This window comes from Pantoea phyllosphaerae, from assembly GCF_051025595.1.
Taxonomy (GTDB): domain Bacteria; phylum Pseudomonadota; class Gammaproteobacteria; order Enterobacterales; family Enterobacteriaceae; genus Pantoea.
The window spans coordinates 62,257-74,562 of sequence record NZ_JBPFDE010000001.1 but is presented as its reverse complement, the minus strand read 5'-3'; the positions used below and the strand labels follow the sequence as shown (position 1 = coordinate 74,562).

The following is a 12,306-nucleotide window of genomic DNA, read 5'->3' as shown; positions in this document are numbered from 1 at the left end:
TTGCCAGCTAAATCGCTTCAGTCTGTATGGTCATTTAGAATGTAGCGTGAATTCAAATGCATGGATCGTGCATTTATCCAACGTATTCTGGCAGGCTTTCGCGCTTTTTCCTTCCCCTTGCCAGGGGTATTTTTTTGATCCAGCACACAAAACTGGCCTTTTTGTCCTTTTTTTCAGCAAATAGTGCCTAAATACGGAACAGAGTTTTCACATCTTTAGATAAATAATTTCATCTTTGCCCTGATCGAAATGACGTTTTAGTTTGTTAAGGCAGGAAAAGCGCGTTGAAGGAAACAGATCAGGAAACGGCCCTTTATACGGATAAAAAAAGCCCTTCGATGCAGAAGCATAACGAAGGGCTTTTTTATTACAGTTTTAACAACTGGCGGGCGGAACGGCGAGGAACAGGCAGTCGTCTCTGCCGGTTACTCTTCATCATCCAGCAACAGCGTCCCATCTGGATTGGCGCTAAGGTTGTAGGGATCGTTGGTGGACTGCATGGCGTTGAAAATAGCCAGCGCCAGTTCGTTATCACTGTCGGGATTGCGGCACAGCAGGTACTGCGTGTCCGGCAGCACTGGCAGACCTTCCGCCGCGCCCATGACGCGCAGTTCCGGACTCATCATCTCCACCGGACGCGCCGTCACGCCCAGGCCCGCTTTCACCGCGGCGCGTACCGCAGCCAGCGTAGAGGCAACGTAGGAGATACGCCACGGAATGCCCGCTTCGTTGAGGTGATCGATCGCCATATCGCGGTACGGGCTGGGTTCATCCAGCAGCACCAGAGGAATCGCTTCGCCGCGCTGAAAGATATAATCCGCCGCGCAGTACCACAGCGTCGGCGAGGTACGCAGCACCTGATGGGTAAAGCTGCCGGGGCTTGAGGTCGTCACAACCAGATCGACTTCGCCCTGGTTCAGCATCTCCATCATAAAGGGATTGCGCTTTACGCGGACGTCGATCGCCAGCTTTGGATAGACCGAGGTCACGCGGTTAAGCAGGAACGGCAGGATGGTGTCAGAGGTGTCATCTGAGGCGCCGATAGTCAGCACGCCCTGGATGTTGCTGTACATCAGGGATGTGCAGGCCTCATCGTTGAAACGCAAGATTTTTCTGGCGTAGCCTAACAGCTGGATACCGTGCTCAGTTAATAATTTATTACGTCCATGTCTGGCAAACAGCTCTTTACCTACCAATTGCTCCAGACGCTGCATCTGCTGGCTGACGGCCGACTGGGTTCGGCACACAGCGGCAGCGGCCGCCGCAAACGTGTTCAGGTCCGCAACGGCAACAAACGTTCTCAGCAGATCGAGGTCGAGATTGAGTATCGGACGATTTGCATTAGTCATGTTTTCTTCACTTATAAGATTTTTAAAAAACTACTACCCTGGTGTTATTACGCTACTTATCAAAGAGATAAGCGGTAATTATGCTCATTGCCGGTCCTGTGTGAGACCGTCAAAGAAATTCGTGTCAGACGTATACCGACCAACGCGCATCCCGAAACAGCGGGAAAGCAGCGTTGAGTAGACAGAACAACTTCTGGACTGACAGCGCGGGAGCGCAATTGCAGTAAGCTGCGTTGGTGTCTAGGGTTCCGTACCTAAAGCGGACGGAAAAAGCCAGCTACGGGATGATGAATTGCATAGCGGCTAAATATGGCAAATAATAAATTATACTTAATCATTTTTAACTTCAAAATGGAAATGATTTTGTGAAAAGCATCGTAATTTTTGACCAAATCGCATTTCAGGCCCATCCCGACACACCGCTGTGCAATTTTTAACCATCTGATTTCTGAAAGTCGAGATAAAGGGCGAAGATACGCCTTGAATACCTTTTATCAGGTATGGAGTGGCCCTCCCGCACAGGGAACTTTTCTGGCTAGTTAGAGACAACAAGGGGTCCCGCCGGGTGCGTGCACCTCCCGGCTGGCTTATACTGCGGCGGGCGCGGGTTAATCTTTAAACATTCCTGTAAAATAGCTTAACTATTTCCCTGTTCATCTACTTACCTTTCCGCTCATATTTTAGTCGGAAACTTCGCCATTGCTTCTTTGCGCGACGGATAGCATCGTTTACAGCCAAAATAGCGTAAGCCAGAGAAAAATATTGCTAAGGAATCAAAAATCAGTTTTTGTAACCAGCTAATTGCAAAGAAATTACGTTTTGCCCCATGGCTGACGTAAAAAGATGGCAAAGACGCCAAAACCGGCCGCTGCCCTTCTTTTGTCGCATTGAGGAGAGTACATTGTGCTGGTTTGATTTCTGCGGCAGTAAAAGGATTCTGCCCATAAAGGCGACTAAAAATGACTTTTCAAATTGATAAATCCGGCAAGCTGGAAAACGTCTGTTACGACATTCGCGGGCCGGTACTTAAAGAGGCTAAACGTCTCGAAGAAGAAGGCAATAAAGTTCTTAAGCTCAATATCGGTAACCCCGCGCCTTTCGGTTTCGAAGCGCCGGATGAAATCCTGGTCGATGTCATTCGCAACCTGCCGAGCGCGCAGGGCTACTGCGATTCAAAAGGGCTCTACTCGGCGCGCAAAGCGATTATGCAGCACTACCAGGCGCGCGATATCCGCGACGTCACGGTTGAAGATATCTATATCGGCAACGGCGTTTCCGAACTGATCGTACAGGCGATGCAGGCGTTGCTGAACAGCGGCGACGAGATGCTGGTGCCCGCGCCCGACTATCCACTCTGGACGGCGGCGGTCTCGCTCTCCAGCGGTAAAGCGGTGCACTATCTGTGCGACGAATCGTCCGACTGGTTCCCCGATCTTGATGATATTCGCAGCAAAATTACGCCGCGCACCCGCGGCATCGTCATTATTAACCCGAACAATCCCACCGGTGCGGTCTACAGCAAAGCGCTGCTGCTGGAGATCGTCGAGATCGCACGTCAGCATAACCTGATCATTTTCGCTGACGAAATCTACGACAAGATCCTTTACGACGCGTCGCAGCACCATTCGATCGCCGCGCTGGCGCCCGATCTGCTGACCGTGACCTTTAACGGCCTCTCGAAAACCTACCGCGTGGCGGGTTTTCGTCAGGGCTGGATGGTGCTTAACGGGCCGAAGAAACACGCGAAAGGCTATATCGAAGGGCTGGAAATGCTCGCCTCGATGCGCCTGTGCGCTAACGTACCGGCTCAGCATGCGATTCAGACCGCGCTGGGCGGCTATCAAAGCATCAGCGAATTTATCGCGCCGGGCGGCCGACTCTACGAGCAGCGCCAGCGCGCCTGGGAGCTGATCAACGATATTCCCGGCGTCAGCTGCGTGAAGCCGAACGGCGCGCTCTATATGTTCCCGCGCATTGATGCGAAGAAGTTCAATATTCACGACGACCAGAAGATGGTGCTGGACTTTTTGCTGCAGGAAAAGGTGCTGCTGGTGCAGGGCTCCGCCTTTAACTGGCCATGGCCAGACCATGTGCGTATTGTTACCCTGCCGCGCGTCGACGATCTGGAGATGGCGATCGGCAAGTTTGACCGTTTCCTGCAAGGCTATCGCCAGTAAAACCCGCCGCGTATACTGACAGCATTTGGGGAAGCGCGACGCTTCCCCCGTTGCTGACAGGATAACGCATGACCCGAAGCCACTTTTTCGCCCATCTCTCCCGCCTCAAACTGATCAACCGCTGGCCGCTGATGCGCAATGTGCGCACCGAAAATGTGTCGGAGCATAGCCTGCAGGTCGCGATGGTGGCGCATGCGCTCGCCGTGATTAAAAACAAAAAATTCAGCGGCGCGCTCAACGCCGATCGCATCGCGATGCTGGCGCTTTATCATGACGCCAGCGAAGTGCTTACCGGCGATCTACCGACGCCAGTGAAGTATTACAACGCGCAAATCGCCCATGAGTATAAAAAGATCGAGAAGATTGCCCAGCAGAAGCTGATCGAGATGCTGCCCGAAGAGCTGCAGGAGGTTTACCGTCCGCTGCTTGATGAGCACCAGCATAGCGAAGAGGAGCAGTCGGTGGTGAAGCAGGCGGACGCGCTCTGCGCCTATCTGAAGTGCCTTGAGGAGCTCTCAGCGGGCAATAACGAGTTCCTGCTGGCCAAGGCGCGTCTGGAGAAAACGCTACAGCAGCGCCGCACGCCGGAAATGGACTATTTCGTCGAGGTGTTTATTCCCAGCTTCAGCCTCTCGCTGGATGAGATTTCGCAGGACTCCCCACTGTAACGCGGCGGCGTCTCGCGCCGCCGGTTGCGCTTAGCCAGGCAAATGCAGCGCGAAGCCCCCTTCAGCCTGCGGAGTGACCCGCAACGATGCCAGCGAATTGAGCTGCATCAGGGTTTCGCCGAGGCGCGGCGTATCCTCAGGTGCGTTAATCGCGACCACCGCGCAGCCAGCGTCTAGCCCAGAGAGAATGCCGGCGGGCGCGTCCTCGACCACCACGCACCTTTCCGCCGCCAGCCCCAATTTTTCCGCGCCAAGCAAATAGGGATCCGGCGCAGGCTTGCCCTTCTCAACCTGTTCTGCCGTGATAAATACCGACGGCAGAGGCAGACCGGCGGCCTGATGGCGCGCGTGCGCTACCGGCACTGAGCCGGAGGTCACAATAGCCCAGGGAATTTGCAGCGCGTTTAAGCGCGTCAGCAGCGCGTGCGCGCCCGGCAGCGCCCGCACGCCGTCGGTATCCTGCGCTTCGTTTTGCTCCAGCGCGCGAAACTCCGCCTGAATCGCCGCTTCCGGCTGGCCCGCCATAAAATGGCGCAGCGAGGCGATCGCCTGCTTGCCGTGAATAAAACTCAGGATCTCCTCGGCCGCAATGCCGTGTCGCGCCCCCCAGTTGCTCCACGCACGCTCTACCGCTGGCAGCGAATCCACCAGCGTGCCATCCAGATCAAATAAAAAACCGCTATAGGTCACAAGAGGCTCCCGTCAGGCGTTAATAATCTGCGCGATTTCTGTCGCGCTCAGATGATATTGACGCGGACAAGTGTGCCACACCGCCAGCATACGTCGATACCTTTCCCACATCGGCGTCTGCGCATTGAAGCCGTGCGTGCCGGAATCAAAGTGGGTATAGCGCCCCTCGGTATTGACCATAAAGCGCACGTAGCCGAGGTAGCGCGCTTCAGTGGCGGCATCAAAGCCAAGGAAAGCGAGGCGGCGTTCGTCCAGCGAGGCTTTATCGCCAAGGTTCGACCAGGAGACGTGCAGCGCATGATGCATTTCCATAATGTCGATAATGGTCCGGCAGGTCTCTTCCGTCAGTTCACCGAACTCTTTATCCAGCTCGCGCATCTGTAGCCCGTAGCCCCGCTCAATAATGGTCTGATAGCGGCGATAGCGCTCGGCGTTGTCCGGCTCCAGCATGGCCATCATTTTGTACTGGTTAGAGAGAATCAGACGCTGCGCATGGGTCATTTCCATCGTAGGCTCCTGGGCCGACAGGCCGCTCAAGTAGTAGACGGAAAATAGTGGCATAAGGCGGGTGATGCGGGTATGACCGCATCACTTTTCTTTGATTTAGACCCGGTTGAGCGACAAATTCTCTCGGCGGGAAAAAGACGGTCGATCAAAGATCGTCAAGGAAGGTGCGATCCAGCTGCTTGAATGCTCGCTTTAACAGGTCAGCCAGCGCCTGATAGGTCGGCTTGCCCTCGACCGGCGCAATCGCCTGACCCGCTTCTTCCAGGCGGGCGCGCACTTCGTGGAACCAGTGCAGCAGCGTAGGCGGCAGCGGCGTTACGGAGCGTTTGCCCAGCCACCATAGCCCCTGCATCGGCAGACTACAGGCAAAAAGCGCGGTAGCGACTGCCGGGCCCAGCTGTCCGCCGAGTGCGATCTGCCAGGTCAGCGTAAATACCGCCAGCGGCGGCATAAAGCGGATGGCAAAACGGGTCACGCTCGAGACGCGATTTTCAGGAAAGATTGGCGCGAGGCGTTTGTCATTCGGCCAGGTCTTCATATAGTGCTGGCCGTTTTGAAAAATACGGAACCAGCCAGTATTGCCAGAATCATTCGCCATGGCGGACCTCAACTAAAACTGCAAAAAATAAAATTATTTTATAACTACACAACTTTACGTGACATCCTTCAAAATTTTTTGTCTTTAAAGGGCAGTCTCGCTATGCTGATCCGCCTTGATAACCTACCGGAAGCGGGTAAAAACGTAAATCACAAACGTAGCGGCCAGCTTTCGCTAAGTAAACTTCAAAAAATTGCGTAAAATTACCGAATTTTTTTGCGGGAAAGCAACATTTTGACTACCGCAGCGGAGTTATGATTAAGCTCCCCGCATTCATGGGCTACGCTGATAGTCTGATTGCCTTTTTTTTAGCCACTTTTAACAAATAGGTACTTCCATGTCGAGTAAGTTAGTACTGGTTCTGAACTGCGGCAGCTCTTCACTGAAGTTCGCCATCCTTAATGCCGCCAGCGGAGAGGAATACCTCTCCGGCCTGGCCGAATGCTTCCACCTTCCGGAAGCGCGCATTAAGTGGAAACTGGACGGCGAAAAGCACGAAGCGCCTCTCGGCGCGGGTGCCGCACATAGCGAAGCCCTGAATTTCATCGTTAAAACTATTCTGGCACAAAAACCAGCGCTGTCGGCACAAATTGCTGCAATTGGTCATCGCATCGTGCATGGCGGTGAGCAGCTGACAGAATCGGTGCTTATTACCGACGAAGTCGTCCAGGGTATTAAAGACAACGCCTCCTTCGCGCCGCTGCACAATCCGGCGCATCTGATCGGCATTGAAGAGGCGATGAAAAACTTCCCGCACCTCTCCGACAAAAATGTGGCGGTTTTCGACACGGCTTTCCATCAGACTATGCCGGAAGAGTCCTATCTTTATGCCCTGCCCTATCGCCTCTATAAGGAGCACGGCGTTCGTCGCTACGGCGCGCACGGCACCAGCCACTACTACGTTACGCACGAAGCGGCAAAGATCCTGAACAAACCGGTCGACGAACTCAATATCATTACCTGCCACCTCGGCAACGGCGCCTCTGTAGCGGCGGTGCGTAACGGCAAGTGCGTCGATACCTCAATGGGCCTGACCCCACTGGAAGGTCTGGTGATGGGCACCCGCAGCGGCGATATCGATCCGGCCATTATTTTCTATCTGCACGACACCCTGGGCATGAGCGTCGACGCCATCAACAAGCTGCTGACCAAAGAGTCCGGCCTGCTGGGCCTGACTGACGTGACCAGCGACTGCCGCTATGTCGAAGACAACTATGAAACCAAAGAGGACGCGAAGCGCGCCATGGATGTTTTCTGTCATCGTCTGGCAAAATACATCGGCAGCTACAGCGCTATGATGGAAGGTCGCCTGGATGCGGTGATCTTTACCGGCGGCATCGGCGAAAATGCGGCGATGGTCCGCGAGCTGTCGCTGAAAAAGCTGGGCCTGCTCGGCTTTGAGGTCGATCATGAGCGCAACCTGGCGGCGCGCTTCGGCAAATCCGGCTTTATTAATAAAGAGGGCACCCGCCCGGCGATTGTTATCCCCACGAATGAAGAGCTGGTAATCGCCCAGGATGCGGCGCGACTTACCGCCTGATGTTTCCTTCACCGTCAGCTTCGGCTGACGGCGTTGTTTTTGACACTACCTAAAGCGAGGTTCAAACGTGTCGCGTACAATCATGCTTATTCCTACCGGCACCAGCGTCGGCCTGACCAGCGTCAGCCTCGGCGTTATTCGTGCCATGGAGCGTAAAGGCGTTCGTCTCAGCGTCTTCAAACCTATCGCGCAGCCGCGCGCTGGCGGCGATAAGCCGGACCAGACCACGATGATCATTCGGAAGAACTCGTCGATTCCCGCCGCCGATCCGCTCAAGATGTCGCGTGTGGAGTCGCTGCTGGGCGCTAACCAGCAGGACGTGCTGATGGAAGAGATCATCGCGCGCTACCACGAAAATACCAAAGAGGCGGAAGTGGTGCTGGTTGAAGGCCTGGTGCCGACGCGTAAGCATCAGTTCGCCAACGCGCTCAACTATGAGATCGCCAGGACGCTTAACGCCGAGATCGTGTTTGTTATGGCGCTGGGCAACGATTCACCCGCTCAGCTGAAAGAGCGCATCGAACTGACGCAAAGCAGCTTCGGCGGCAGTAAGAACAAAAACATTACCGGCGTCATCATTAACAAGCTGAACGCGCCGGTGGATGAGCAGGGCCGCACGCGCCCGGATCTGTCGGAAATTTTCGACGACTCCACCAAGGCGAGCGTCGCCAATATCGACCCGAAACAGCTGTTCGCCGACAGCCCGCTGCCGATACTGGGCTGCGTGCCCTGGAGCTTCGATCTGATCGCCACGCGCGCCATCGATATGTGCCGCCACCTCCATGCTGAAGTGATTAACGAAGGCGAGATTGCCACGCGCCGCGTTAAGTCGGTGACCTTCTGCGCGCGCAGCCTGCCGCATATGCTGGAGCATTTCCGTCCCGGCTCGCTGCTGGTGACCTCGGCAGACCGCCCCGACGTGCTGGTAGCCGCCTGCCTCGCCGCGATGAACGGCATAGAGATTGGCGCCATCCTGCTGACCGGCGGCTACGAGATCGACAGCCGCATCGCGAAGCTGTGCGAGCGCGCCTTCCAGACTGGCCTGCCGGTCTTTATGGTGAAAACCAACACCTGGCAAACCTCGCTCAGCCTGCAGAGCTTCAACCTGGAAGTGCCGAGCGACGATACCCAGCGCGTAGAGAAAGTGCAGGAGTATGTCGCCAGCTATATCAACGCCGACTGGATCGAATCGCTGACCGCGACCTCTGAACGCAGCCGTCGCCTGTCACCGCCGGCCTTCCGCTATCAGCTCACCGAGCTGGCGCGCAAAGCGGGCAAACGCATCGTGCTGCCGGAAGGCGATGAGCCGCGCACCGTCAAAGCCGCCGCCATCTGCGCCGAGCGCGGCATCGCGACCTGCGTGCTGCTGGGCAACCCCGATGAGATCCAGCGCGTCGCCGCCGCACAGGGCGTCGAACTGGGCAAAGGCATCGAAATTGTTGATCCCGAAGTGGTTCGCAACAACTACGTGCCGCGCCTGGTCGAGCTGCGTAAGAATAAAGGCATGACCGAAGTGGTGGCGCAGGAGCAGCTGGAAGACAACGTGGTGCTGGGCACCATGATGCTGGAGAGCGGCGAAGTGGATGGTCTGGTGTCAGGCGCCGTGCACACCACCGCCAATACCATTCGTCCGCCGCTGCAGCTGATCAAAACCGCGCCAAACAGCTCGCTGGTCTCCTCGGTGTTCTTTATGCTGCTGCCGGAGCAGGTGCTGGTCTATGGCGACTGCGCCATCAACCCAGACCCGACCGCGGAACAGCTGGCGGAAATCGCCATTCAGTCTGCCGACTCCGCCCATGCGTTCGGCATCGAACCGCGTGTGGCGATGATCTCCTACTCAACCGGCACCTCCGGCGCCGGCAGCGACGTGGAAAAAGTGCGTGAAGCGACGCGTATCGCGCAGGAGAAACGTCCGGATCTGGTGATCGACGGCCCGCTGCAGTATGACGCGGCGATTATGGAAGATGTGGCCAAATCCAAAGCGCCGAACTCGGCAGTCGCCGGTCGCGCGACGGTGTTTATCTTCCCGGATCTCAACACCGGCAACACCACCTACAAAGCGGTGCAGCGCTCGGCGGATCTGATCTCTATCGGTCCAATGCTGCAGGGTATGCGCAAGCCGGTTAACGACCTGTCGCGCGGCGCACTGGTCGACGATATTGTCTATACCATCGCCCTGACCGCGATCCAGTCGCAGCAGGCGGAAGGCTAAGCCTGCGCGCGGGTAACGGTCGGGAAAGTAGAGCGTCCGCCGCAGGGAAGCGGCGGCCGAGGCCACACGGATGCGATCGCGCCGACTTTACGTAACCCGGCGGTTGCCCCCGTCTGAACAGCACAAGCATCACCGGCCGCAAAAACAAAAAAACGCCCGGCCGGGCGTTTTTTCAACCAGATATTTTTACGCGTCGCCGTTACGCGTCAGCCACAGCGACAGCGCCTTTAGCGAATCATCGGTGAACTCGTCGCAGCGCGCGGTAATCTCATCGGGGGTCATCCAGAACACCTCATCCACCTCCTCTTCCTGCATGGCGAACGGGCCGTGATAAACGCAGCTGAACAATCCGCCCCAGACGCGGACATGCTCATCTTCGAAGTAGAACTTGCCGTGCTCGGCGAAAGGCACATCGGCAATGCCCAGCTCCTCCTCGGCTTCGCGGCGCGCCGACTCCAGCAGATCTTCGCCGCTCTGCACCACGCCGCCCGCGGTGGCGTCCAGCATGCCGGGCATGAAGTCTTTGGTCTCGGTGCGGCGCTGCACCAGAATCTTGCCTGCGCCGTCATGCACCACAATATAGGTGGCGCGATGGCGCATACGCTGCGCGCGCATCTGTGCACGCGTTGCCTGCGCAATCACTTCATTCTCTTCATTAACGATATCGACCCACTCGATAGCGTCGCCCGCGGTTTGATCCACCATCCGGTAACCCTTTTCTGTTCTGGCGTGCCGTGCGACACGCGCCTGATTGCCACGTCGTTGTTATAGTGTGCTGTAAGGTAATCACTTCCGCTCGCCTGAGCAAGCGGCGCAAACTATCGTTGTTTGCCGCTTTCCGCCAGCCAGAGCTGCACCGAGGCGCGCTGCCACTGAAATTCAGCATATTCCCTGAGCTTATCCGGCAGCGCGTCGCCATGCAGCGCCAGACGGTTCAGCATCACCGCTAAATCCGTATCGGCAATGGACCACTCGCCGAACAGATTCTGCTGCTTGTCCGGCAGCAAGCGCAGACTCGCCGCAACCAGTTTCTCCGCTGCCTGCGCCGCCGCCGCGCTCAACGGCGGGAAACGCTCGCCGGCGAATAACACTTCCGTTGGCCGCTCCTGACGAAGGGGCAAAAAATCGCTGCGCAGCCACGCCTGCACTTCGCGCGCCCGCGCGCGCTTCTCGCGATCGCGCGGATAGAGGCGCTCAAACTCAGGCGCCGGAAAGCGCTCTTCCAGATATTCAGCGATAGCAGAGGATTCGCTCAGCACGAAATCGGCAATCTGCAGCGTGGGCACGCGGCAGGTGAGCGACAGCGCGCGATAGTCGCTATGGAACTGCTGACTTTGCGCAAGATCGACGCGTTTCAGCGAAAAGGGAATGCCCTTTTCCGTTAGCGCGACGTAAACCGACAGGGCGTAAGGACTAAAAAACAGTGAATCAGACCACAGGGTGATGGACGGGTAATTCATCTGTTACCTCAACTGGCTTATCCGGGTAGCCTGATATTTACCGACTTTCTTTCCGCAAAGCAATGTCCGGCTGGTCCGATCTTCTCAAAGCGCGACGCACTGCGGCAGCGCGCGGCCGCGCTTCTTCTATGCTGAAACAGTGCGTATCAGAAAAATGATAAGGAGACGCGAGATGCACATACTGATGACCGGCGGAACCGGGCTGATCGGCCGCCATCTTATTCCTCGCCTGCTGACGCTGGGGCACCAGGTCAGCGTGGTCACGCGCGATGTCGCCGCCGCGCGTGAGAAGCTCGACGCGCGCGTCGCGCTCTGGTCAGGCCTGGCGCAGCAGCAAAACCTCGACGGAGTGGACGCGGTGATTAATCTTGCTGGCGAGCCTATCGCCGACAAGCGCTGGACCGAACAGCAGAAGCAGCGGCTGTGCGAAAGCCGCTGGCAAATCACCGAGCGTATTGCCTCGCTGATCAATGCCAGCCAGACACCGCCGCGCGTGCTGATCTCTGGGTCGGCGACCGGCTACTATGGCGATACCGGCGAGCTGGTGCTGACGGAGGAGGACCAGGGTCAGGAGGAGTTCACCCACAGCCTCTGCGCACGCTGGGAGCAGCTGGCGCTGAACGCCCAGAGCGATCGCACCCGCGTCTGCCTGCTGCGCACCGGCGTGGTGCTGGCCAGCGAAGGCGGCGCGTTGGGCAAAATGAAGCTGCCCTTCAAGCTCGGCGTCGGCGGCCCTGTCGGCAGCGGCAAACAGTATCTGCCGTGGATCCATATCGATGATATGGTCAACGCCATTCTCTGGCTGCTGGATCGCGACGACCTGAGCGGCCCGTTTAATATGGTGGCGCCCTACGCGGTGCGCAACGAACAGTTCGCCGCCACGCTCGGCCATGTGATGCATCGCCCGGCCTTTATGCGCACGCCCGCCAGCGCCATCAAAATGATAATGGGCGAATCGGCGGTGCTGGTGCTGGGCGGTCAGCATGTACTGCCGAAGCGGCTCGAGGCCTCCGGCTTCGGCTTTCGCTGGTACGATCTGCAGGAGGCGCTGCAGGATGTAGTCGGGAAATCTGCAGGCAAAGGCGCGGCGTAGCGTCGGACTGCT

11 protein-coding genes are annotated in these 12,306 nt (G+C 57.1%); 5 read left to right on the top strand and 6 right to left on the bottom strand.

Going from position 1 to position 12,306, the window contains the following annotated elements:
- Window positions 1–425: 425 nt before the first annotated feature.
- Complete coding sequence (gene lrhA / locus ACR6A7_RS00385) at window positions 426–1,349, bottom strand: transcriptional regulator LrhA (RefSeq protein ID WP_033791641.1); 924 nt, start codon at window positions 1,347–1,349, stop codon at window positions 426–428.
- A 959-nt stretch (window positions 1,350–2,308) separates the two neighbouring features.
- On the opposite strand from lrhA, the gene ACR6A7_RS00380 reads away from it, so the two are divergent.
- Window positions 2,309–3,526: a pyridoxal phosphate-dependent aminotransferase gene (locus tag ACR6A7_RS00380; RefSeq protein WP_033791642.1), complete on the top strand. Its 1,218-nt coding sequence runs from the start codon at window positions 2,309–2,311 to the stop codon at window positions 3,524–3,526.
- 68 nt (window positions 3,527–3,594) lie between these two features.
- Window positions 3,595–4,194, top strand: coding sequence for a 5'-deoxynucleotidase (gene yfbR, locus ACR6A7_RS00375; RefSeq protein WP_434122774.1), 600 nt, complete (start codon window positions 3,595–3,597; stop codon window positions 4,192–4,194).
- 30 nt (window positions 4,195–4,224) lie between these two features.
- Here yfbR and ACR6A7_RS00370 read toward each other — a convergent pair whose 3' ends face one another.
- The 3 genes from ACR6A7_RS00370 to yfbV all read right to left on the bottom strand — a co-directional run bounded on the left by ACR6A7_RS00370 (window position 4,225) and on the right by yfbV (window position 5,989).
- Window positions 4,225–4,884, bottom strand: a complete 660-nt coding sequence (locus tag ACR6A7_RS00370; protein ID WP_434122773.1) for a sugar phosphatase — start codon at window positions 4,882–4,884, stop codon at window positions 4,225–4,227.
- Window positions 4,885–4,896: 12 nt separating this feature from the next.
- The gene (locus ACR6A7_RS00365) at window positions 4,897–5,391 is read right to left on the bottom strand and encodes a YfbU family protein (RefSeq protein WP_434122772.1); all 495 of its coding nucleotides are present in this window, start codon (window positions 5,389–5,391) and stop codon (window positions 4,897–4,899) included.
- A 145-nt stretch (window positions 5,392–5,536) separates the two neighbouring features.
- On the bottom strand, window positions 5,537–5,989 hold the full coding sequence (yfbV, locus tag ACR6A7_RS00360; protein WP_434122771.1) for a terminus macrodomain insulation protein YfbV: 453 nt from the start codon (window positions 5,987–5,989) through the stop codon (window positions 5,537–5,539).
- Between the two features lie 337 nt (window positions 5,990–6,326).
- Here yfbV and ackA point away from each other — a divergent pair, with 337 nt between their 5' ends.
- A complete protein-coding gene (gene ackA / locus ACR6A7_RS00355) occupies window positions 6,327–7,529 on the top strand; it encodes an acetate kinase (protein ID WP_434122769.1) in 1,203 nt (400 codons plus the stop codon).
- Window positions 7,530–7,596: 67 nt separating this feature from the next.
- Window positions 7,597–9,741: a phosphate acetyltransferase gene (gene pta / locus ACR6A7_RS00350; protein WP_434122768.1), complete on the top strand. Its 2,145-nt coding sequence runs from the start codon at window positions 7,597–7,599 to the stop codon at window positions 9,739–9,741.
- Between the two features lie 186 nt (window positions 9,742–9,927).
- On the opposite strand, the gene yfcD is transcribed toward pta, so the two are convergent.
- The gene (yfcD, locus tag ACR6A7_RS00345; protein WP_033750514.1) at window positions 9,928–10,446 is read right to left on the bottom strand and encodes an NUDIX hydrolase YfcD; all 519 of its coding nucleotides are present in this window, start codon (window positions 10,444–10,446) and stop codon (window positions 9,928–9,930) included.
- 113 nt (window positions 10,447–10,559) lie between these two features.
- Window positions 10,560–11,201, bottom strand: coding sequence for a glutathione transferase (yfcF, locus tag ACR6A7_RS00340; protein WP_434122767.1), 642 nt, complete (start codon window positions 11,199–11,201; stop codon window positions 10,560–10,562).
- Between the two features lie 172 nt (window positions 11,202–11,373).
- Between yfcF and ACR6A7_RS00335 the strand changes: the two genes are divergently transcribed.
- On the top strand, window positions 11,374–12,294 hold the full coding sequence (locus tag ACR6A7_RS00335; protein WP_434122766.1) for a TIGR01777 family oxidoreductase: 921 nt from the start codon (window positions 11,374–11,376) through the stop codon (window positions 12,292–12,294).
- Window positions 12,295–12,306 lie beyond the last annotated feature (12 nt).